The organism is Granulibacter bethesdensis (genome assembly GCF_001889545.1).
Classification (GTDB): domain Bacteria; phylum Pseudomonadota; class Alphaproteobacteria; order Acetobacterales; family Acetobacteraceae; genus Granulibacter; species Granulibacter bethesdensis_B.
The window spans coordinates 1821915-1842486 of sequence record NZ_CP018194.1 but is presented as its reverse complement, the minus strand read 5'-3'; the positions used below and the strand labels follow the sequence as shown (position 1 = coordinate 1842486).

19 protein-coding genes and 1 CRISPR repeat array are annotated in these 20572 nt (G+C 61.5%); of the genes, 9 read left to right on the top strand and 10 right to left on the bottom strand.

Annotated features, from left to right (window positions below; all coding sequences use genetic code 11):
* Window positions 1-10: 10 nt before the first annotated feature.
* From GbCGDNIH8_RS08360 to GbCGDNIH8_RS08350, 3 genes are all read right to left on the bottom strand, one after another.
* Window positions 11-925: a DUF58 domain-containing protein gene (locus GbCGDNIH8_RS08360; RefSeq protein WP_072572852.1), complete on the bottom strand. Its 915-nt coding sequence runs from the start codon at window positions 923-925 to the stop codon at window positions 11-13.
* An 11-nt stretch (window positions 926-936) separates the two neighbouring features.
* A complete protein-coding gene (locus tag GbCGDNIH8_RS08355) occupies window positions 937-1872 on the bottom strand; it encodes an AAA family ATPase (protein WP_095206487.1) in 936 nt (311 codons plus the stop codon).
* A gap of 205 nt (window positions 1873-2077) precedes the next feature.
* Entirely contained in the window at window positions 2078-2992 is a 915-nt protein-coding gene (locus tag GbCGDNIH8_RS08350; RefSeq protein ID WP_072572850.1) for a LysR family transcriptional regulator, read from the bottom strand.
* Between the two features lie 163 nt (window positions 2993-3155).
* Here GbCGDNIH8_RS08350 and GbCGDNIH8_RS08345 point away from each other — a divergent pair, with 163 nt between their 5' ends.
* The 6 genes from GbCGDNIH8_RS08345 to GbCGDNIH8_RS08325 all read left to right on the top strand — a co-directional run bounded on the left by GbCGDNIH8_RS08345 (window position 3156) and on the right by GbCGDNIH8_RS08325 (window position 10721).
* Entirely contained in the window at window positions 3156-4547 is a 1392-nt protein-coding gene (locus tag GbCGDNIH8_RS08345) for a nucleobase:cation symporter-2 family protein (protein ID WP_072573751.1), read from the top strand.
* A gap of 243 nt (window positions 4548-4790) precedes the next feature.
* The gene (locus tag GbCGDNIH8_RS08340) at window positions 4791-5330 is read left to right on the top strand and encodes a DUF1285 domain-containing protein (protein WP_072573750.1); all 540 of its coding nucleotides are present in this window, start codon (window positions 4791-4793) and stop codon (window positions 5328-5330) included.
* Between the two features lie 3 nt (window positions 5331-5333).
* Window positions 5334-5990, top strand: coding sequence for a CoA pyrophosphatase (locus GbCGDNIH8_RS08335; RefSeq protein ID WP_072572849.1), 657 nt, complete (start codon window positions 5334-5336; stop codon window positions 5988-5990).
* A complete protein-coding gene (locus tag GbCGDNIH8_RS08330) occupies window positions 5987-7228 on the top strand; it encodes a CCA tRNA nucleotidyltransferase (RefSeq protein ID WP_081368923.1) in 1242 nt (413 codons plus the stop codon). Before GbCGDNIH8_RS08335 ends, GbCGDNIH8_RS08330 begins: the two co-directional genes overlap by 4 nt.
* Before the next feature lie 26 nt (window positions 7229-7254).
* Window positions 7255-7437, top strand: a complete 183-nt coding sequence (locus GbCGDNIH8_RS12925) for a hypothetical protein (protein ID WP_157692601.1) — start codon at window positions 7255-7257, stop codon at window positions 7435-7437.
* A gap of 312 nt (window positions 7438-7749) precedes the next feature.
* Window positions 7750-8814: a CRISPR direct-repeat array (repeat unit 28 nt; unit sequence GGTTCCTCCGCGTGCGCGGAGATAGACC).
* Between the two features lie 194 nt (window positions 8815-9008).
* The gene (locus GbCGDNIH8_RS08325; protein WP_072572848.1) at window positions 9009-10721 is read left to right on the top strand and encodes an ABC transporter ATP-binding protein; all 1713 of its coding nucleotides are present in this window, start codon (window positions 9009-9011) and stop codon (window positions 10719-10721) included.
* Here GbCGDNIH8_RS08325 and GbCGDNIH8_RS08320 read toward each other — a convergent pair.
* Together GbCGDNIH8_RS08320 and galE are read right to left on the bottom strand one after the other, a co-directional pair.
* On the bottom strand, window positions 10718-11464 hold the full coding sequence (locus GbCGDNIH8_RS08320) for a VIT1/CCC1 transporter family protein (protein WP_072572847.1): 747 nt from the start codon (window positions 11462-11464) through the stop codon (window positions 10718-10720). The genes GbCGDNIH8_RS08325 and GbCGDNIH8_RS08320 overlap by 4 nt on opposite strands.
* A 124-nt stretch (window positions 11465-11588) precedes the next feature.
* Entirely contained in the window at window positions 11589-12614 is a 1026-nt protein-coding gene (galE, locus tag GbCGDNIH8_RS08315) for a UDP-glucose 4-epimerase GalE (protein ID WP_072572846.1), read from the bottom strand.
* Between the two features lie 232 nt (window positions 12615-12846).
* Between galE and GbCGDNIH8_RS08310 the strand changes: the two genes are divergently transcribed.
* From GbCGDNIH8_RS08310 to GbCGDNIH8_RS08300, 3 genes are all read left to right on the top strand, one after another.
* Window positions 12847-13533, top strand: a complete 687-nt coding sequence (locus GbCGDNIH8_RS08310) for a YceI family protein (RefSeq protein WP_253735993.1) — start codon at window positions 12847-12849, stop codon at window positions 13531-13533.
* A 258-nt stretch (window positions 13534-13791) separates the two neighbouring features.
* Window positions 13792-14778, top strand: coding sequence for a hypothetical protein (locus GbCGDNIH8_RS08305; RefSeq protein WP_081368922.1), 987 nt, complete (start codon window positions 13792-13794; stop codon window positions 14776-14778).
* A gap of 181 nt (window positions 14779-14959) precedes the next feature.
* A complete protein-coding gene (locus GbCGDNIH8_RS08300; protein ID WP_072572845.1) occupies window positions 14960-15721 on the top strand; it encodes a sulfite exporter TauE/SafE family protein in 762 nt (253 codons plus the stop codon).
* Between the two features lie 46 nt (window positions 15722-15767).
* On the opposite strand, the gene ppk2 is transcribed toward GbCGDNIH8_RS08300, so the two are convergent.
* From ppk2 to GbCGDNIH8_RS08275, 5 genes are all read right to left on the bottom strand, one after another.
* Window positions 15768-16685: a polyphosphate kinase 2 gene (ppk2, locus tag GbCGDNIH8_RS08295; RefSeq protein WP_072572844.1), complete on the bottom strand. Its 918-nt coding sequence runs from the start codon at window positions 16683-16685 to the stop codon at window positions 15768-15770.
* A gap of 114 nt (window positions 16686-16799) precedes the next feature.
* Entirely contained in the window at window positions 16800-17810 is a 1011-nt protein-coding gene (locus GbCGDNIH8_RS08290; protein WP_157692600.1) for a transporter, read from the bottom strand.
* Between the two features lie 223 nt (window positions 17811-18033).
* On the bottom strand, window positions 18034-18264 hold the full coding sequence (locus GbCGDNIH8_RS08285) for a DUF6587 family protein (RefSeq protein WP_072572842.1): 231 nt from the start codon (window positions 18262-18264) through the stop codon (window positions 18034-18036).
* A gap of 19 nt (window positions 18265-18283) precedes the next feature.
* Window positions 18284-20131 (bottom strand): ferrous iron transport protein B, encoded by a 1848-nt coding sequence (feoB, locus tag GbCGDNIH8_RS08280; RefSeq protein ID WP_072572841.1) that lies wholly within the window; start codon window positions 20129-20131, stop codon window positions 18284-18286.
* 71 nt (window positions 20132-20202) lie between these two features.
* Entirely contained in the window at window positions 20203-20463 is a 261-nt protein-coding gene (locus tag GbCGDNIH8_RS08275) for a FeoA family protein (RefSeq protein WP_072572840.1), read from the bottom strand.
* Window positions 20464-20572 lie beyond the last annotated feature (109 nt).

Here is a 20572-nt window from a genome sequence, read left to right as displayed (position 1 = left end):
TTGCCTCCCATCAGGTGCTGACCCGACTGTTGCCGGCCCGACTGTCGGCCAGCGCCTGATGCAGCGCCAGCAGGGGCAGCTCCGGCCCCCGATCGGTACGATGGACGGAGAAGGTGAAGCCCATCCCGGCACAGAGGGCAGCCAGCCCTTCCTGCTGGGCGGCCAGCCGTCTGGCATATTCCTCCCGCACTGCGTTGACGCGGGGGAGCAGGACTTCCCCGTCCGCTTCCATTCCGGTGAAGCGCACGCGGCCTTCATAGGGCAGCAGCACTTCGGCCGGATCGAGAATCTGAAGCACGCATCCCCTTACCGGCAGTGCCGCCAGCCGGGCCAGTGAGGCGCGGATATCCTCCAGCGGCGCGAGGAAATCGCCGATCAGCACCGCATGGGAAAAAGGCGGTACCGGCGCGGAGAGGGGCGGCACCTCCCCCGGCGGCAGTGTGTCCAGCGCCATGGCCAGCGCCTCCAGAGCGGCCTGTCCGCCGCTGAAGCGCGTCTGCGCCCCCAGCAGCCGCACACGTTCCCCGCCGCGCAGCAGCAGGGAGGCCAGCGCCAGCAACAGCAGATCAGCCCGTTCCAGCTTGGAGACCGTGGCTCCGGTCGAGCGGAACTGCATGGAGGCAGAGCGGTCGGTCCACAGAAAAACCGTCTGGGCGGCTTCCCACTCTGTCTCCCGGATGAACCAGCCGCGCGGGGCATCCAGCCCGGAGCGTGCGGATTGCCGCCAGTCGATGCGGCGAGGCGTATCGCCGGGGGAGAAAGGGCGGAACTGCCAGAAACTCTCGCCGCTGCCGGTGCGACGGCGGCCATGCACGCCCTGCGCGACCGAGGACGCCACCCGCTCCGCCGCCGCCAGCAAAGGCGGCAACCGCCCGGCCTCCACCTGTGCCCGCAGCAGGGTCTGCTGATGAGAAGAAGCCGCCATGCGGGCTGGACTCACCCGATCCGCTCGATCAGGCGCTCGATCAACTGATCGAGCTGAACACCCTCGGCGCGGGCGGCGAAACCCAGCGCCATGCGATGCCGCAGCACCGGCGGAGCCAGCGCCGCCACGTCATCGAGGCTTGGGGCCAGCCGTCCGTCCAGCAGGGCCCGGGCGCGGGTCGCCAGCATCAGGGCCTGCGCCGCGCGAGGCCCCGGCCCCCAGGCCAGATGACGACGCAATTCGGTATCTTCCGTCGTTTCCGGGCGAGCCCCGCGCACCAGCGCCAGAATCGCATCCACCACGCTGTCACCAACCGGCATCTGCCGCACCAGACGCTGCGCCTGAAGCAGATCCTCGGCGGTCAGGGCCTGTTGCGGACGGGCTTCCTCCGCGCCGGTGGTGGCCAGCAGCATGGCGCGCTCATCTGCCGCTTCCGGGTAGGTCAGGGTGACCTGAAGCAGAAACCGGTCCAGCTGCGCTTCCGGCAACGGATAGGTGCCTTCCTGCTCCACCGGGTTCTGTGTCGCCAGCACATGGAACGGGCGCGGCAGGGCGTGTTCCGCGCCGCCTACCGCCACCTTGCCTTCCTGCATTGCCTGAAGCAGCGCGGATTGTGTGCGCGGGCTGGCACGGTTGATCTCGTCGGCCATCAGAAGCTGGCAGAAAATCGGGCCGGGGATAAAGCGGAAGGCCCGGCGGCCATGCTCCGCTTCCTCCAGCACTTCGCTGCCCAGAATATCGGCCGGCATCAGATCGGGCGTGAACTGCACCCGCCCGGCATGCAGGCCCAGCACCGTCCCGAGCGTTTCCACCAGACGGCTTTTGCCCAGCCCCGGCACCCCGACCAGCAGCAGATGGCCGCCGCTGAGCAATGTCACCAGAGTCTGTTCGATCACCGCGCGCTGTCCGAAAATCGCCTTGCCGATTTCGGTGCGCACCGCTGCCATTTTCGCGCCGGTGGCTTCCAGCGCGGCGAGGCTGGTTTCAAGTGAGTGTGTGTCGGCGTTCTGAAGCATGCTGACCGGCATAATGATGCGCGTATCCTCTGGCGATGGTGGAAATTGGCCGGGTATCACAGGATCAACGCAAATGGTGGCACGTTGTCGCACGATCGCAAAGCGGGAGATCAAACCGAGAGATCAAACCGGGAGATCAATGCCCGTAGCGCGCATGCAGACTGCGGGCGAGCTGATCGGCGAATTTGGCCGCTGCGACAGACAGCACCCGGCCCCGCAGATGGCCCAGCACACAGGAAACCGGCCCTGCGTCACGCGGGTCGAGCGGGCGGAGGCACAGATCACCGGCTTCCTCCTCCTGCACCGGGCTGGCGGCCTGAAAGGTCACGGCTCCGGCACGGCGCACATATTCGGTCAGCAGCTCCATCGAATCAGAGTCCACGGCGATATCCTCCGGGTTTGTCTGCCCCAGCCGTAACAGCGCCTCATCCAGAGCCTGACGGGTGGCCATGCCACGCTCCGGCAGCGCCAGACGATGCGCCAGACATGCCCGCAACCGCACCGGCGCGCCATCCCGTCTGGCCAGCGGATGATCCCATGCCATCACGGCGCAGAGCGGCAGGGTATAGTGCAGCAGGGGTTGAATTTCGCTGTCCGGCAGGCGTTGCAGAACCAGAGCCAGATCGGCCTCATAACGGCGCAGCGCTTCCAGCGCGCGGCTGTGATCCAGCACCCTTATGCTGAAGGAAACCAGCGGATACAGCCTGCGACAGGCCTCGATTTCACGCGGGAGGTCGAGCCGGGCAAAAGCCTGACTGCACACCACCGTCACGTGGCCACGTCGCACCCCCTGAAGATCGGCGATGCGGGAGCGTATCTGATCCAGATCGGCTGCCCGTGTCAGCGCATGCTGTACGATCAGTTCCCCGGCGGCATTCAGACGCATGCCCTGTGCGGTGCGCTCGAAAACCGGTGTGCCCAGCTCCTCCTCGAAATCCTGAATCTGGCGGGTGAGGGCGGAGGCGGTGATGTTCAGCCGCTCGGCCGAGCGACGGATGGAGCCGCTGCGGGCCACATCGACAATATGGGTCAGAATCCGCAGATGTCGCATAGGCTGCCGATCCTTATCTGTTGTCACCCTGGTATGAGAAGCAGGTGTTCAGGTTTTCGCAACACCTTGTCAAGAAAACGGCACTGGCAGGCAACGGTTATGATTCGTAGCCTTCTGCAGCATGGCTTGCGGGCCTGTGCTTGTTCGGGCGGAGAAGGAATGGATGATGACGGGTTCCGTGTCCGGGGTTGCTGAAAAGACACTGCATCCGGTCGATCAGATGCTGCCATGGCCCAGATTGCTGACCCTCGGGGTGCAGCATGTGCTGGTGATGTATGCCAATGCGGTGGCGGCACCACTGATTCTCGGCGCGGCGATGCATCTGGATCAGGCCCATATCGCCATGCTGATCAATGCCGATCTGTTCGCCTGCGGCATTGCCACGCTGATCCAGACCATCGGCTTCGGTCCGTTTGGCATTCGCCTGCCCGTCATCATGGGGGTAACGGGGTTATGCATCCCGCCCATGCTGGCCATGGCCGCAACGCCGGGAGTGGGCTTGCAGGGTATTTATGGGGCCGCTCTGGTCGGGGGGCTGTTCGGGCTGGCCATCGTGCCGCTGATCGGGCGGATGCTGCGTTTCTTCCCCGCTCTGGTGACCGGCTCCATCATCATGATGATCGGTATTTCGTTGATGCGGATTGGCATCAACTGGGCTGCCGGCGGGGTGGGGGCGGCTGATTACGGGTCCTTCCACCATATCTCGGCGGCCATCGTGGTTCTGCTGACGATCCTGCTGCTGGTGCGTTTCGCGCGCGGGTTCCTGTCCCATGTCGCCGTTATGGCCGGGCTGTTGACAGGATATATGCTGACCATCCTGCGGGGGGATGTCGATTTCTCCGGCCTCGCCGCGCAGCCCTGGGTGAGGGTGGTCGCGCCCCTGCAATTCGGCATGCCGAGTTTTCATCTGATCCCCTGCCTGACCATGTGCCTGTTGGTCACCATCACGTTTATCGAGGCGACGGGCATGTTTCTGGCCCTGGGCAACGTGGTGGGGAAGCCGGTCTCGGATGAGGATATCAGGCGCGGGCTGCGGGCCGATGGTCTGGGGACCGTGATCGGGGCGGTGTTCAATACCTTTCCCTATGTTTCTTACTCACAGAATGTTGGCATGGTCGGGATTACGGGCGTGTTCAGCCGGTATGTCTGCGTGACCAGCGGAGTCATCATGCTGGCGCTGGGGCTGGTGCCGAAACTGGCCTTTATTGTCGCCACCATTCCCTACAGCGTGCTGGGTGGGGCGGCCTTCATCATGTTCGGCATGGTGGCCGCCACCGGTATCAAGATCCTTGCCACCGTCGATTACAAAACCGAGCATAATGCCGTGCTGGTGGTGGCGCTCTCTGCCGGGCTTGGCGTCATTCCGCTGGTGGCCCCGGATTTTTTCCGGATGCTTCCTGCCGAATGGAGGCCGATTGTGGCTGATCCGATCGTACTGACGGCCGTCTCCGCCGTGCTGCTGAACGCATTTTTCAGCAGTGCGACAAGGCTGCGGCAGAAAAAGGCGGAGCAGCGCCTGATGGCGGCCCCCTTCGCCGCGTCAGAGCATCCCTGAGAGCGTGTCAGGCTCTCAGGCAGAGCCACGATCAATCTGTGATTGCCCTGTTTGATCAGCAAAGAGAGACTTCCTATATCGCTCTCAAGGCGATATTGCTGCGGGGGGCTAACTTCCGCGCGATGCCTTTCAGGCGGTCTTTCCGGCGTCATCGGATCAACCCTGGGATGGAACGTGGTCGATAACAGCATACTGAACAGCCTTTCCTGCCATGAGAAGCAGGGTTTTTCCCCTGATGCCGTCATGGGCAATCCGACGCAGGCTGGCAGCACATGTTGCGGTGTACTGCCGTTTCTGATCCGGCGGGATGGCACATGGCTGTATCGCGGCAGCCCGATCGCCCGGAAGGAACTGGTCTGCCTGTTTTCCTCCGTGCTGCGACGGGATCAGGACGGCTACAAGCTGCGCACCCCGGTCGAGGAAGGCCGGATCGAAGTCGAGGATGCGCCCTTTGTCGCGGTGGAGCTGGACTGGGCCGGCTGTGGCCGCCATCAGAAGCTGACTTTCCGCACCAATGTCGATCAGCTCATCACGGCGGGGAAGGACCACCCGATCCGCGTGGCGCATGACATCCTGACCTGCGAGCCCACCCCCTATCTGCATGTCAGGGACGGAGAAGAGGGTGCTCCGCCTATCGAGGCACGGATCAGCAGGGCTGTGTATTATGAGCTGGTCGCGCTGGCGGAACCGCATGATGTCTGCTGCCGCCGCATGCTGGGTGTCTGGAGCTGCGGCACGTTTTTCGCGCTCGGCGAAATGCCGTCCAATGCGGAAAAGGGGTGAGGCATGGAGGTGGTGGAGACTGTTCCGCCCTGCGGTATAGCCTCTGTCGGCAGATATCTGCGCACGGCTCTGTCCCTGCCGGTGCCTCAGCCCGACCTGCTGCGCCGTCCGGAGATGCTGGCGGACACCGTCTCCATGATGCGGGCTGCCGCGGTGCTGGTGGGAATCACGGAGGCCGAGGAGCCGGGCATCATCCTGACGCTGCGTGCGGCGGGCTTAAGCCATCATGCCGGTCAGGTTTCCTTTCCGGGCGGGCGGATTGATCCCGGTGATGCTTCCCCGGAGCATGCCGCCTTGCGGGAAGCGCGGGAGGAGATTGGTCTGCAGGCAGAGAATGTGCATCTTCTCGGACGGCTTGATCCGGTCCTGACCGGAACCGGCTTTGTGGTGACGCCGGTGGTGGGGCTGGTGTCCCCGGACTGGGTGGTGACCGTTGCGCCCGCGGAAGTGGCGGCGGTGTTCGAACTGAAATTGCGTGTGCTGCTGGATCCTGATGCGCCTCGGCAGGACTGGCTGGAGGTAAGAGGCATGCGTCACCAAAGCTGGGTCTGGCCGCATGAGCAGCATGTGATCTGGGGCGCGACTGCCGCAATCCTGATGGAGTTATCCTTGCGGTTGCGGCAGGCGGAGGCTCATTTGGCGGCGGAGCCCGGCTTTTGACGGAAGAAAAACCGGTTCTGCATCCGTCATGGCTGGACGATCCGGGCCTGCATGATGTGCTGGCGGTTTTGCCGCAGGCGCGTCCGGTGGGGGGCTGTGTGCGGGATGCTCTGGCAGGGCGGCCGGTGGCGGACATCGACCTTGCCGTGCCGATGCCTCCGGAGCAGACGTTGTATCGTCTGGAACAGGCTGGCCTGCACAGTATTCCCACCGGGCTTTCCCACGGTACGGTCACGGCGGTAAGCAGGGGCCAGCGTTTCGAGATCACCAGCCTGCGCCGTGATCTGGCGACGGATGGCCGCCATGCCGAGGTGTCCTTCACCGATGACTGGCAGGAGGATGCGGCGCGGCGGGATTTTACCATCAACGCCATGTCCCTGTCGCCGGATGGCACGCTGCATGATTATTTCGGCGGTCTGGATGATCTGCGTGCTGGCCGGGTCCGCTTCGTAGGACAAGCAGCCCGGCGGGTGGCAGAGGACCGGCTGCGAGCGCTGCGTTTTTTCCGCTTTCAGGCCCGCTATGGCCGTTGGGAACAGGGGGCGGAGCCGGATGTGGCGGCGATGCAGGCCATTGCCGCCATCGCCGGAGAGCTGACACAGCTCTCGGCGGAGCGTGTGTGGAGCGAGTTGCGGCGTATCCTCACAGGCCCGCATCTGGCGGCAACACTGGGGGCGATGGAGCGGACCGGTGTGCTGCCGGTACTGTTCCCCGCCGGATACGATCCCGCGCCATTGATCGAGGCGGTTGCAAATGGCATGCCCGGCGAAGGTCTGGCGGAGGAAGCGATCCCGCGCCTCGCTTTGCTGGTGGGGGAGAAGGAACCTCCCCGCGCATTGGCCGAGCGCCTGCGCCTGTCCGGTCAGGAGGCAGGCCGGTTGGCCGCTTGTCTCGACGGTTCTGTGCCGGTGTGGGATGGCGCTGCGGATACGGTAGGCCTCCGCCGGCTGCTGGCTGATGACCCGGCGCAGGCTCTGATCGATCGTGCCTGGGTCACGTTGCGCGATGAGCGCGCGGCGCATCTGACGCGCCTGTTGACTCCGTTGAGCCGCCCGCATTTCCCGTTGGCAGGCCGCGATCTGTTGGCGGCCGGTCTCGCCACCCCTGGCCCGGCGCTCGGCCATCTGCTCGACACCGTTCGCACGGAATGGCTCCATCGCGGCTGCCGGGAGGGGGAGGAGGAAAAAGCGGCATTGCTGGCTTGGGTGGAGGATGGCCTGAAGGCGGGAGAGATTTAAAGTTTTACTCTCCGCCTGGTACAGACATGGCAGTTGCCGCGTCTGGATTGATATTTGAAGAGGAATCCTTTTTCGGCAAGATTTTCAAAGATATCCGGGAGATAAAAGGTCTTTCTGCACAAAATCGATTTTTGTATCAGGATGATGAAACAGATTATTCAGCATCTCCTTGTGCAGCCTGCTCTTCATGGAATCTATCGGGATTTTGATTCCATAATGATCGCCAGCATGGCGCTGGATGTTTCGTCAACGCCGCGTAACATATAGAGGGCTCAGTCTTCTCATGCCCCTTCTCATCCTGCACCAGTTGCAGAAGACGATCATATGCGTTTTTAATTCTGCATGGAGAAGCGGGACAGAGACAGGATCGGTCTATCGACCATCCCTGTTCTTGTTCCGATTATGATGCTCCGAAGGAAAGTATCAAGGCCGACGGAGTGCTGCTGGTTCAGATAAAGTTAATCTCTGAAACATGACGTTCTTTGATATTGTCAATAAGTATCAATGTGTTGTAGGCAAGAGGTTCCTCCGCGTGCGCGGAGATAGACCGTTGCTATAGAGTCAGATTGTAATAGCTTTGCAGGTTCCTCCGCGTGCGCGGAGATAGACCTGACGTATTCACATCTTTTCCGGGCTTCTCATGGGTTCCTCCGCGTGCGCGGAGATAGGCCCCAGGCACATCAGGAGGCAGCGCGCTTCCCGTGGGTTCCTCCGCGTGCGCGGAGATAGACCCTTGGCGCTGGGGTATCTTAGGCTGGCTAAACGGGTTCCTCCGCGTGCGCGGAGATAGACCCCTCTCGTCGCTATCGCCGTTCGAGCGGCACGTGGTTCCTCCGCGTGCGCGGAGATAGACCCTCGCGGCCGTGCAAAAAAAACATCTGACGGGCGGTTCCTCCGCGTGCGCGGAGATAGACCTTGGCTCGGCTCCAGCATGTTTTCCACAACGCGGGTTCCTCCGCGTGCGCGGAGATAGACCCGCCAGGCGAGCCATCTGGCTGAATGTGAGGCAGGTTCCTCCGCGTGCGCGGAGATAGACCTGTTTTTGGACCTGAGCGGCATGCGTGATCTGGGGTTCCTCCGCGTGCGCGGAGATAGACCCAGCGCCCGGAGCAGGAAGAGCCTGCGCGAACTGGTTCCTCCGCGTGCGCGGAGATAGACCATAAAGGGGGAGACGACCACTATCAGCCTCCCCGGTTCCTCCGCGTGCGCGGAGATAGACCTCGCCGCAGACTCACTAGAGGAGGCGAACGCGGGGTTCCTCCGCGTGCGCGGAGATAGACCTGCTGTGCCGGTGGTGCGCTGGGCCTGCGCTGCGGTTCCTCCGCGTGCGCGGAGATAGACCCTGCAAAAAAGCCTCGTTCGCTTCCTCTAGTGAGGTTCCTCCGCGTGCGCGGAGATAGACCGGGAGACGCGGGTACGATGCAAGCAATTGTTCTGGTTCCTCCGCGTGCGCGGAGATAGACCCCCCGCCGAGGATCGGCGAGATGCGATAAACAGGGTTCCTCCGCGTGCGCGGAGATAGACCCGACACGTACGTGTCGGCCGGGGCCAGCCGGGAGGTTCCTCCGCGTGCGCGGAGATAGTCTGATACATTATATAGAAGCCCTACTCTCCCGCCGGGGCTGTGCAAACCGCCCCCCGGCCTGATACACCCCGGTGCATGGATGCACGCCCGCTCAATCAGGTAACGGATCAGTCGCCACCCTCACCCTCTCCTTCAAAGCGGCGGGGTAAGGTAGGGCGCAAGATCAACGTGGAGTTGGAGCCAACCGCGCTCGCCATGATGAGGCGGTTGTGGCGGGAACATATCGCGCATCATCGTGTTCGCATGCTGGTGGTGATTCTGCTGACGGCGCTGATGGCGGGCAGCACGGCGCTGTACCCGGTGGTGATCCAGCATGCGATCGATCTGTTCAATGCCCGTGACCGGCGCATTCTGTATCAGATTCCGGTGCTGGTGCTGATCGTCACCGCCATCAAGGGTGCTGCGATGTATGGGCAGACCGTCTCCATGCAGCAACTGGTGCTGATCGTGATCAGGGAGTTGCAGGAGCGCATGTTCAGTCACCTCGCCCATGCCGATCTGGATCGGGTGGAGCGGGAGGCTCCGGCACAGCTCGCCGCGCGTTTTACGACCGATGCCGCCACCATAAGGGAGGCGCTGGTTCGTGCCGTCAACGGGGTGGGCGATGTGGTGACGGTGGTGGGGCTGGTCTCCTCCATGGTGTATCTGGACTGGGTGCTGAGCCTGATCGCGGCGGCGATGTATCCGCTGGCGGCGCTGCCGATTCAGAAAATCGGCAAGCGCATCCGCCGGGCCTCGGGCGGTATGCAGGAGCGGATGGGAGAAACCGCCGCCCTGCTGAACGAGAGTTTCACGCAGGCCCGCACTATCCGCGCCTACCGGCTGGAGGGTTTCGAGATCAGGCGCGCCGGAGAGGCCTTTCAGCATCTCTACAGTGCGTTGTTGCGTATGACGCGGTCGCGCGCGCGGGTTGATCCGGTGCTGGAGGTACTGGGCGGCAGTGCGGTGGCGGTGGTGATCGGCTTTACCGGTTGGCGCGCCGCGAACGGACAGAGCAGTCTCGGCGATTTCGCCGGTTTTATTGCCGCGTTGCTGATTGCCTCCCGCCCGCTGCGTGCGCTCGGTTCGCTGAACGCGGCGGTGCAGGAGGGGGTGGCCGGGCTGGTCCGGGTGTTTGCCGTCATCGACGAGCCTGCCGCCATCAGGGACGCACCCGATGCGGTTCCTCTGCCGCAGGGACATGGGCATGTGGCGTTCGAGAATGTGGGCTTTGTCTATGCCGATGGTCGCACCGGGCTGGACGGGCTGAGCTTTGTTGCCCAGCCGGGCATGACGGTGGCGCTGGTCGGCCCCTCAGGAGCCGGAAAATCCACGGCGCTGGCCCTGCTGCCGCGGTTGCGGGATGCGACGTCTGGCCGGGTGCTGGTTGATGGCGCGGATGTCAGGGAAGTCACGCTTGCCTCCCTGCGGGATGCCATTGCCTATGTGGGGCAGGATGCACTGCTGTTCGACGACACCATCGCCGCCAATATCGGCATTGGGCGTGAGGGCGCGGAACGGGCGGAGATCGAGCAGGCCGCCGAAGCTGCTGCCGGAGGCTTCATCCGCGATCTGCCGGAGGGGTTCGAGACAATGGTCGGTCCCGGTGGCCAGCGCCTGTCCGGTGGGCAGAGACAGCGCGTTGTGCTGGCACGGGCGCTGCTGCGCAATCCGCGCATTCTGCTGCTGGATGAAGCAACCAGCGCGCTGGATGCGGAAAGCGAGGCCGCGGTGCAGCAGGCTCTGACCAGATTGCGTCAGGGGCGTACCACGCTGGTGATCGCGCACCGCCTGTCCACCGTGCGCGATGCTGATCTGGTGGTGGCCATGGCCGATGGCCGGGTGGCGGAGCAGGGCACCCATACGGCCCTGATGGAGCAGGACGGGCTGTACGCCCGGCTGGTGCGCAGCCAGACGCTGGCGCTTTAACCCACCACACCCCCGAACAGATGGCCGGTGATCGCGGTGGCGGCCATGGCGAGCACGCCCCACAGCAATACCCGCATCGCCGCCCGCAGCTTCGGCGCATTTCCCGCCCATGCTCCCGCCAGACCCAGCAGCAGCAGTGCCAGCAGGGACACAGCCGAGACGGTCCAGATTACGCTTGTCTGTCCTGTGCTCTCCCCTGTCGCATCGTATGGATCAGGGGCCAGTGCCGCTGCCAGCCATGGCAGGGCCGCACCACAGGCGAAGGATGCTGCCGAGGCCAAAGCTGCCTGCACCGGACGCGCCGCGCCATCCTCGGTCATGCCCAGCTCGTCCCTTGCATGGGCTGAGAGAGGATCGCGGCGCATCAATTGCTCTGCAACCTGTCGTGCGAGGGGAGCATCCAGACCGCGGCTGCGATAGATCTCGGTCAATTCATCCAGCTCTCCGTGCCAGTCGGCATCCAGTTCCTTTTTCTCCCGCGCCAGATCGGCGCGTTCTGAATCGGACTGGGAGCTGACGGAAACGTATTCGCCCGCCGCCATAGACATGGCCCCCGCGATCAGAGCCGACAGCCCGGCCAGCAGAATGGCGCCACGCCCGCTGCCGGGGCTGGTTGCGCTGGCCACGCCGACCATCAGGCTGGCGGTGGACAGAATGCCATCATTCGCCCCCAGCACGGCGGCACGAAGCCATCCGAGCCGTTCCGTGGCATGGGTCTCGCGATGTCTGATGCGGCTGCGCATGGGGATTTCCATCATTCGGGAGGAGGCAAACGGCAGAAAACTGCCAGACCGTAGCCGTGCGACAGGGGGCTGCCCATCCGGAAGAACTGTCGGATAGATGATAGTTTGATGATCAGTAACGGGTTCAGCTGGCCTCGAAGCCTTGCGGATGTGCGCGCCGCCATGCAAGGGCGGTGGCGACAATGTCATCCAAGTGCGGAAAACGGGGCGTCCAGCCGGTTTCGCGGCGGATTTTGTCTGCACTGGCTACCAGAACGGCGGGGTCGCCCGGACGTCTTGCCTCGATCCGCATCGGTACGGTCAGGCTGCTCACCCGTTCGACACTGCGGATCACCTCCATGACGGAAGAACCTGCGCCATTCCCGAGATTATACACCGTGCTGCCCTGATCGATCCGTGTCAGAGCCGCCAGATGCGCCTGCGCCAGATCGCTGACATGGATGTAGTCGCGGATGCAGGTACCGTCCCGTGTCGGGTAATCATTGCCGAATACCCGTATCTCCGGCCGCAACCCCAGGGCTGCGTCGATCACCAGCGGGATCAGATGGGTCTCCGGATCATGATCTTCGCCGCTGCGTCCCTCCGGATCGGCTCCTGCGGCGTTGAAATAGCGCAGGCAGGCATAGCGCAGCCCGTGAATCCGGTCCGCCCAGGACAAAGCGCGCTCGATCATCAGCTTGCTCTCGCCATAGGGGGAGCCGGGTTGAATGGCGGCGTTCTCGTCGATCAGCGTTTCGTCGTGATGGCCGAATAATGCGGCGGTGGAGGACAGAATGAAGCGTGGCACTTTATGCTGCACGCAGGCCTCGATCAGTTTGAAGCCCAGTGCCGCATTCTGGTTCATGTAGAGCATCGGATTGACCATGCTCTCCCCCACCAGAGAACGTGCGGCGAAATGCAGCACGCCATCCCATTGTCCGTCCGCAAGGGTGGTGTGAAGTGTGGTCTCATCAGCCAGATCGGCCACCACCAGTCGCACACCCGGTGGCAGGGCCTGACGGTGTCCCTGAATCAGGGAATCATAAACGGTGACTTCATCGCCCCGGTCATGCAGCGCCCAGACCGTATGGCTGCCAACATAGCCTGCCCCGCCTGTAACCAGCAGACGCAGGGGACGATGAGGCGAGACACCGGAAACTGTCTCATTCATCACAGCAACAGGGTCCGTTCATGCGGGTAAAGAAATAAGTCATACACTCCGTTTCTCATGCGATGCCTGTGAGAGGGATGCAACCCCTCTGACGCATGGATCGGTGGCATCAGTTAAATAATGGCGATGCAGCATTTCGATTCAGGTGGTTTCCTAGGCAGCGCGATCTTGCAACATTACCGAAGGAAAGCGCTCGCAAAAAGCGGTTGATATGGAAAAAGGATAAGATGTGATGCGGATGATTGGAATCTGGAAATCAGGTGTCATGGGCATTGCCTGTATGAGGGGAGCCTTCCTGACGGGGGCGTTGCTGGCGGGTGTCGCTACGCTGAGTTTTGACGGTGGCGCGGCTCATGCTGAAACAGGGTCGCAGAAGATTGCATCCACTGATCCGGCATCAGTCAAGGCGGGTACATATGTAGCTGATCCGGCGCATTCCCAGGTAGCATTCTCTGTCTCGCATTTCGGATTCACAAATTACAATGGGCTGTTTTCCGATGCTCAGGGGGAGCTGACCATCGATCCCGCCGTTCCGGAAAAGACGACGCTTCGTATCAGTATTCCGATCGCGTCGGTGGTGACAACGAGTCAGAAACTGACTGAAGAATTGAAATCTGCCGACTGGCTGGATGCCGCAAAGTTTCCGGAAGCAACGTTCGTCGCCACCACGGCTACGTTTGCTGGCAAGGATCATGCGATAGTGCCTGGTAATCTGACGCTGCACGGGGTTACAAAACATGTTGTGCTGCGGGTGCGTCTGGTGGGTACGGGCGTCAATCCAATGGATAAAAAGCAGACGGTCGGGTTTGAGGCTTATACGGAAATTCACCGTGGTGAATTTGGCATCACCAAGTATCTTCCGGTCGTAGGTGATGAGGTGAAGCTGCGGATCGAGGGTGCTTTCGAATTGAAGGAATAATAACCTTCTTTGAAAATCCTTTGAAATACACTTGTTAAGAAGTGTATTTTTGAACAGGCCGTGCAGTTCCATCACTGCACGGCTTTTTTGTGCTCCATCACATGGTTGTGAACATCCCTGTACAGGTTGGCATCGCAACTTTCTCGCCCTGGTAACGTCTTGAGTGAAGGATTGCCGTCCTGAGGCGCGATGCGGGAGCGCCATCGCCCGGCCTGAACGGCGGATTATCGAATAAGACAACAAAATCGAGGAATACGCATGTCACATACAACACATCCGGTGCCGCCCGGTCCTTATCGTGACACGGGATGGAGCAGCCAAGATGAGTATCTGGCGCTGGGTGAGCGTCGCATTCGGCTGTCCAACCGGATTTCCTGGGGAGCTGTGCTGGCAGGCGTTGTTCTGGCCCTGGTGGTACAGGCCCTGTTAAATTTGCTGGGGATTGGTATCGGGCTGAGTTCTGTTGATGCTTCCAACAGCTCGGGAAATCCGGATGCAGATACACTGTCCGTGGCGGCGGCGGGCTGGTGGACTCTGTCAGGCATTATCGCGGCCTTTTTGGGTGGCCATGTGGCCGGTCGCTTATCCGGGACCGCAAAGCTGAATACGGCGCGGTGGCATGGTCTTGTCTCGTGGGCTGCAACAACTTTTGTTCTGTTCTACATTCTGACAACCGCGGTTGGCGGCATGGTTGGTGGTGCGATCAGCACAGTGGGCAGTGGTGTTGGTCATGCGCTCGGTGGCACAGCCAGCGGGATCGGTTCGGCCGTCGGTGGAATAGGCAATGCGGCTGGAACAGCGGCAGCGCGTAACCCTGACGATGCGAAGCAGGCCTATAACAGTCTGGAAGCACAGGTGCGCAGCCTTGTGAATCCCTCTGACGCGCAGACAGTGCAGAATGCGGCAGTGGCTTATGTCAAGGCAAAGCTGAACGGTCATCAGCAGGAAGCTGATCGCGCCCGTGAACAGGCCGTCAATGGTCTGGCCAAGGCGGCCAATATCAGCCCGGATGAGGCCAAGACCCGTCTGGACGCGTTGGAGCAGCAGTATCAGAAAACCGTGGAAGAGGCGAAGCAACAAGCCATTGCCGCCGCCGAAGCCACCCGTAAGGCCGCATCCCGGGGCGCTATCTTCGGTGTGATTGCTCTCCTGCTGGGTGCGGTTGCAGCCTGGTTCGGTGGTGGTGCGGGTGCACCGGAGGCTGAAGCCGTGATCCGTCATGACCACGTGGTGCGTCGCGACTGATCACCGTCTCTGATATATCCGGGATCATGGAAGGCGGCGTGGGGGTAAACCCCGCGCCGTTTTTTATTTCACCAAATGCAAGGTGTGAATCGCTTATAAAAAATATTGTCTGACTGGGCAGGATAGCGGCAGATAAAGTCCGTTCTATGATCCTGTTGTATTGAAAGCATATAAAAATAAAATGCACCTTCCTTGGGCGCTGGATGTGTTTCTGTTTGCGACGGCTTTTTGCGCCGGTGTGGTTGATACGGTCGCGGGTGGCGGAGGACTGATCTGCGTTCCGGCGCTGGGCCTGACAGGCATGGGGACGGTGGCTGTATTCGGCACTAACAAGCTGCAATCTGTGGTGGGTCAGCTTTCTGCCACGCTGAAATTCTGGCGTCAGGGAGGAATGGATTTTTCCCCTCTCCGGCGTGGTCTGCTCTGCACGGTGCTAGGATCGGTGGCCGGAGCTATTTTCTTGCAGAGTGTTACAGAGGTTTTTCTGAAGCGTCTGGTACCGTGGATGTTGCTTGGTGTATTTCTGTATTACGTGTTGTCATCCGATCGCAAGGATGTGACGGGAGAGGCCCGATTGCCGCCTCATCCACGCAAATTGCAGCCTTTGGGCGTTCTGATCGGGTTCTATAACGGTTTTTTCGGTCCCGGTACCGGATCGATCTGGACCGTGGCCCTCAGCCGGACCTATCAACTGCGCATCAATGCAGCCACGATGTATGCGAACCCCCTGAACATGGCAGGTAACATTGCGGCACTCTCAATTTTGATCAGCAGCAGTGTAGTCGATTACCGGCACGCCCTGATCATGGGGGCCGGTTCTTTTCTGGGAGCACAGATCGGCGGCAGTCTGGTGATCTACAAAAGCGCTCGTTTGTTGCGGACCGTTTTCATGACACTGATGCTCGCCTCGATCATCGGCAGCTTTGTCAGAGTCTATGGATAAAAAAGGGTCTCCCCGGCCATCAGGCCGGGGAGAATGCATCCTCTGATCAGTAGTTTTCCGGCACATAGAGTTCTGTCGGCAGTGTGCGGCGTTCATAATTTGGGTCGAATACCCGATCCGGCAATGTCACTGGCTCATGCGGCACATCGCCATAGGGGATCAGGGACAAAAGATGGGAAATGCAGTTCAGCCGCGCCCGCTTTTTGTCGTTGCCCTCGACGATATACCAGGGGGCTTCGGGGATGTTGGTCCGCTCGAACATCTCTTCCTTGGCCTTGGTATATTGTTCCCAGCGCACGCGGGATTGCAGGTCCATCGGTGATAGTTTCCATTGCTTCAGCGGATCGTGAATACGCATCATGAAGCGCAGTTGCTGTTCCTGATCGGTGATCGAGAACCAGTATTTCACCACGATGATGCCGGAGCGCACCAGCATACGCTCGAATTCCGGTACGTCGCGGAAGAAATCCTCCACCTGTGATTCGCTGGCGAAGCCCATCACGCGTTCCACACCGGCACGGTTGTACCAGCTGCGGTCGAACAGCACGATTTCACCGGCGGCTGGCAGATGCGTGATGTAGCGTTGGAAATACCATTGCGTGCGTTCGCGGTCAGAGGGGGCGGGCAGCGCTACGACACGCGCCACGCGCGGATTGATGCGCTGGGTGATCCGTTTGATCACACCACCCTTGCCGGCGCTGTCGCGCCCCTCGAACAGCACCACGACCTTCAGCCCGTTATGGACCACCCAGTCCTGAAGCTTCACCAGTTCCGATTGCAGGTGCAGAAGCGTGCGGAAATACTGACCACGATCAATGGTGTTCCTGTGGTGATGGCTTTGCAATGCGCGCAGAGCGGCAGGAAGGCGGCTATCGTCGATTTCCTGTTCCAGTTCCTCATCGAAATCATCTTCAAGCTCAAGCGCCAGCCAGGATTTTTCGACAGGGCTGGAAAGATCGGTCATAGCGGTATCCTCACGGGCTTAAGGCAGCAATTCAGCCATGATGTAGAAAAATCTGCCCGCTTCGTCCCGTGAAGCATTTGCGACGGTTTTGCCCACCCCCGTATTGAAGCCGGATCAGCGTCGCTTTTTTTCTGATCTGAGCCGTAGCAGCCCCAGCCTGTTGAGCAGCAGGCACGCTCCGGCGATGGAGCCGAGGATTGCCATGAACGCGATATAGGTGCCACCCGGGCCGGAGGTTCCCGGCAATCCAGTGGTGTTCATGCCGAAAATACCCGTCACCAGCGTGGGCGGCAGCAGGATGGCGGTCAGCACGGACAGGATCATCAGGCTGTGATTGGTTTCCTCGGCATTGCGGGCAGCAAGCTGGTCCTGCGCGATGCGCCCCCGTTCCTGCAATGACATGACGTTGCGCTTCAGGCTTTCAAGGCGGGAGGTGACGCGGCTCATATCGTGTCCGGCTTCCCCGATCCATTCCGGGGCGATCTCGGCGATTTCACCATACAGTTCCACGGTCGGCTCCACCCGGCGATACAGCAGCAGCACGGAGCGGCGCAGCCCGGCCAGCTCGTCGCGTGTGACTTCGTATCCCTGAAGCAGCCTGTCCTCCATGTTGTCCAGCTTGGCGGCCAGCACCTTGGCGGCACGGCTGATGCCTTCCATGATGGCCCGCATCAGATGATCCCATTGCGCGGCGGTGGTCTCCTGCGATGCCTGACCATAGCCAATCACCGAAGGCGCTCGCAGCGGATGCCGGCGCGCTGTGATCAGCATGGTCGGCGTCATCACCAGATGCAGGACACCCATATAGGCGGGGTCCGGTTCCTCACTGACTTCATGGGCGAAATCGGGGATGGTGCCCCAGATGGCATCATCCTCCGTATCGAGGTGGGAGGATTCATTGCGATCACACAGCAGTGCGCTGGCCTGTTCCGGCAGGCCCGGCAAGGCGCGGATGAATTCGGTGACGCGGGTATCCAGCAGATCCAGATGCAGCCAGATCGGCTTTTCCGGCACCCCGACAGAGAAAATGGCCTCGATCTCGGGCGCGTCGAGCGGCTTGCGTGCCGTCAGATCCCTCGCTGCGAGCAGGCCATAACAGGGCGGCATTCTGACTGGTTTATCCATGGCGGCGTCCTGAACCGGCGGTTTGTCCTGGCATCCCGAGCATGCCTCCTGTGCGAGGGCAGTGCGCACTGTGCTTTTGAGATGGAATACCGGCATAAGACAAGGCACGGATTTTTGACCATGCCGGGCCAGCAGACACTCTGGGGCCGCGGCTCCTTCCTTTGCCTGACGGCCGTTTTTTACAACGCTTTATCCAAACAGGCAGGCTTCTGCCTTTGCATCCTTAATGACAGCCGCCCTTGCTTCCACCGCAGTTGTCGCATCCCTTGCAGCCGGCAGAGGAGGGGGAGGTGGCGGGAGAAAGACGCTCGGCCAGTGCAGGCATCACCTGCATCCGCCGCAGCAGAGCTGACACGGCTGACCAGAGCGGCGCCATGACACGGGGGGCAAGCTTCTGCATCCAGAACAAGGCACAAATCAGGACGGCGATCGCGGCGATGATGGACTGGAGCATGGTGGCCTCCTGGCTGGCTTCAACCGGTGAACAGGCGCGTAACACGATATGTCACGAAGGACAGAAGATAAGCCAGTCCGAACAGATACCCGGCGCTTATCCAGACCATCTTCCAGCCCCCGGTTTCCCGTCGGATGATGGCCAGCGTCGAAAAGCACTGCGGCGCATAGACATACCATGCCATCAGAGAGAACGCTGTCGCCATGCTCCATTGCGAGGACAGCAGCGGCATCAGCTTTTCGGCGGCATGATCCTTGTCGGCGGTGATCGAATAGACGGTGGCGAGCGCACTGACCGCCACTTCCCGCGCGGCGAGGCCGGGAATCAGGGCGATGCAGATCTGCCAGGTGAAGCCGATCGGCTCGAACACCAGCAGCATGGCCTGACCGATCCGTCCGGCAAGGCTGTAGTCGATTGCCGGACCGGTGGCGCCGGGCGGCGGAGACGGGAAGCTCGACAAGGCCCATAGCAGCACGCTGACGGAGACGATGATGGTGCCCACGCGGCGCAGGAAAATATAGGCGCGCTGCCATAATTCGATGGCCAGACTACGAAGGTTGGGCAGACGATAGGGGGGCAGTTCCAACAGCAGGGGCTGTTCCTCCGCCGTGCCGCGTTTAAGCACGCGTGCAACCAGCAGGGCGCTCAGAATCCCTGCCAGATACAGTACGAACAGCACCAGCCCTTGCAGATTGAACAGACCCAGAATCGTATGGGCGGGGATGAAGGCTCCGATCAGCAAGGCGTAGACTGGCAGTCTTGCGGAGCAGGTCATCAGCGGTGCGATCAGGATAGTCAGCATCCTGTCCCGCGGGTTCTGGATAGTGCGGGCAGCCATGATCCCCGGCACTGCGCAGGCGAAACTGGACAGCAGCGGAATGAAGGAACGCCCGCTCAGCCCGGCCGCCGCCATGAACCGGTCCAGCAGGAAAGCGGCGCGGGGCAGATAGCCGGATGCCTCCAGCGTCAGGATCCACAGGAACAGCACCAGAATCTGTGGCAGGAACACGATCACGGTGCCCGCCCCGGCGATCACTCCATCAGAAATCAGGCCGCGCAACGGGCCTTCCGGCAGGGCTGTCCCCACCACGTCGCCAAGATGGTCCATGGTATCCTGCAGGAAATCCATGATCGGCTTGGCCCAGGAAAACACGGCCTGAAACATCGCGAACATCAGCAGGGTCAGCAGCAGCATGCCCCAGACCGGATGCAGTACCCAGCGATCCAGCCTCTCCTCCAGCGTCGGGCGTTCCGGCGCGATGCGGGTGATACAACGATCCAGCATGGCGCGGACGTCAGCATGCAGATCAGCATTGGCGTTGGTCAACGGTGGCGGCGGCAGATCCGGTGGCAGCGTATCCAGCAGGCGCAGCAGGTTTTCTGCTCCATTGCGCTGTGTGCCGATGGCGGTGACGACCGGGATTCCCAATGCCTCGGACAGATGCGGCACATCAATATGCAGGCCCTGTTTCTCGACCGCATCCATCATATTGATGACGGCCACCATCGGACGGCCCAATTGCCGCACTTCCAGCAGGAAGCGCAGATGCAGGCGCAGATTGGTGGCGGCAATGACACAGAGCAGCAGATCGGGCGGATCTTCCCCACGATACCGGCCGAGGCACACATCGCGTGTTACGGCCTCGTCGGGGCTGGCCGCATGCAGGCTGTAGGTGCCGGGCAAATCCAGCACCTGCACGGAGCGCCCGCTTGGTGTGGTCAGGCGGCCTGATTTCCGCTCGATGGTCACACCGGCATAGTTGGCGACTTTCTGGCGGCTGCCGGTCAGCCGGTTGAACAGCGCCGTCTTGCCACAATTAGGATTGCCGACCAGCGCAATCCGCAGCGGGTGTGTGGTAGTTGACATCGGATCCAGTCGTTACAATCAGGAAACTGAAATAACAGGCGCATCAGCAAGGCAGAGGCAGGAAGGAATGATTACTCAGCGGCCAGATGTTCGCCCGGATCACTGCGCAGAATAACGCGGTCAGCCTCGGCCTGACGCAGGGCAAAGCGGGTAAAGCCGATTTCTACTGCCACCGGATCGCTGCCCAGCGGGCCATGTGCGATCATCCGCACCGGTTCACCGGGGACGAAGCCCAGCTCCTCCAGACGTCGTGCGATGACGTCATCCGGTCCGAGCGGCTCGATATGGTCGATGACACTGTGGCTGGCAACCGACAACTGGGTCAGGCGCATGGGTCAACTCCTTGGCACGAGGGCCATGGGATCCTTCCACCCAATTCCAGACAGGAGGAGGGAGGAAGTTGAGAATGAGGATTAGTTAAATTCTTGTCTGATGTCCAAT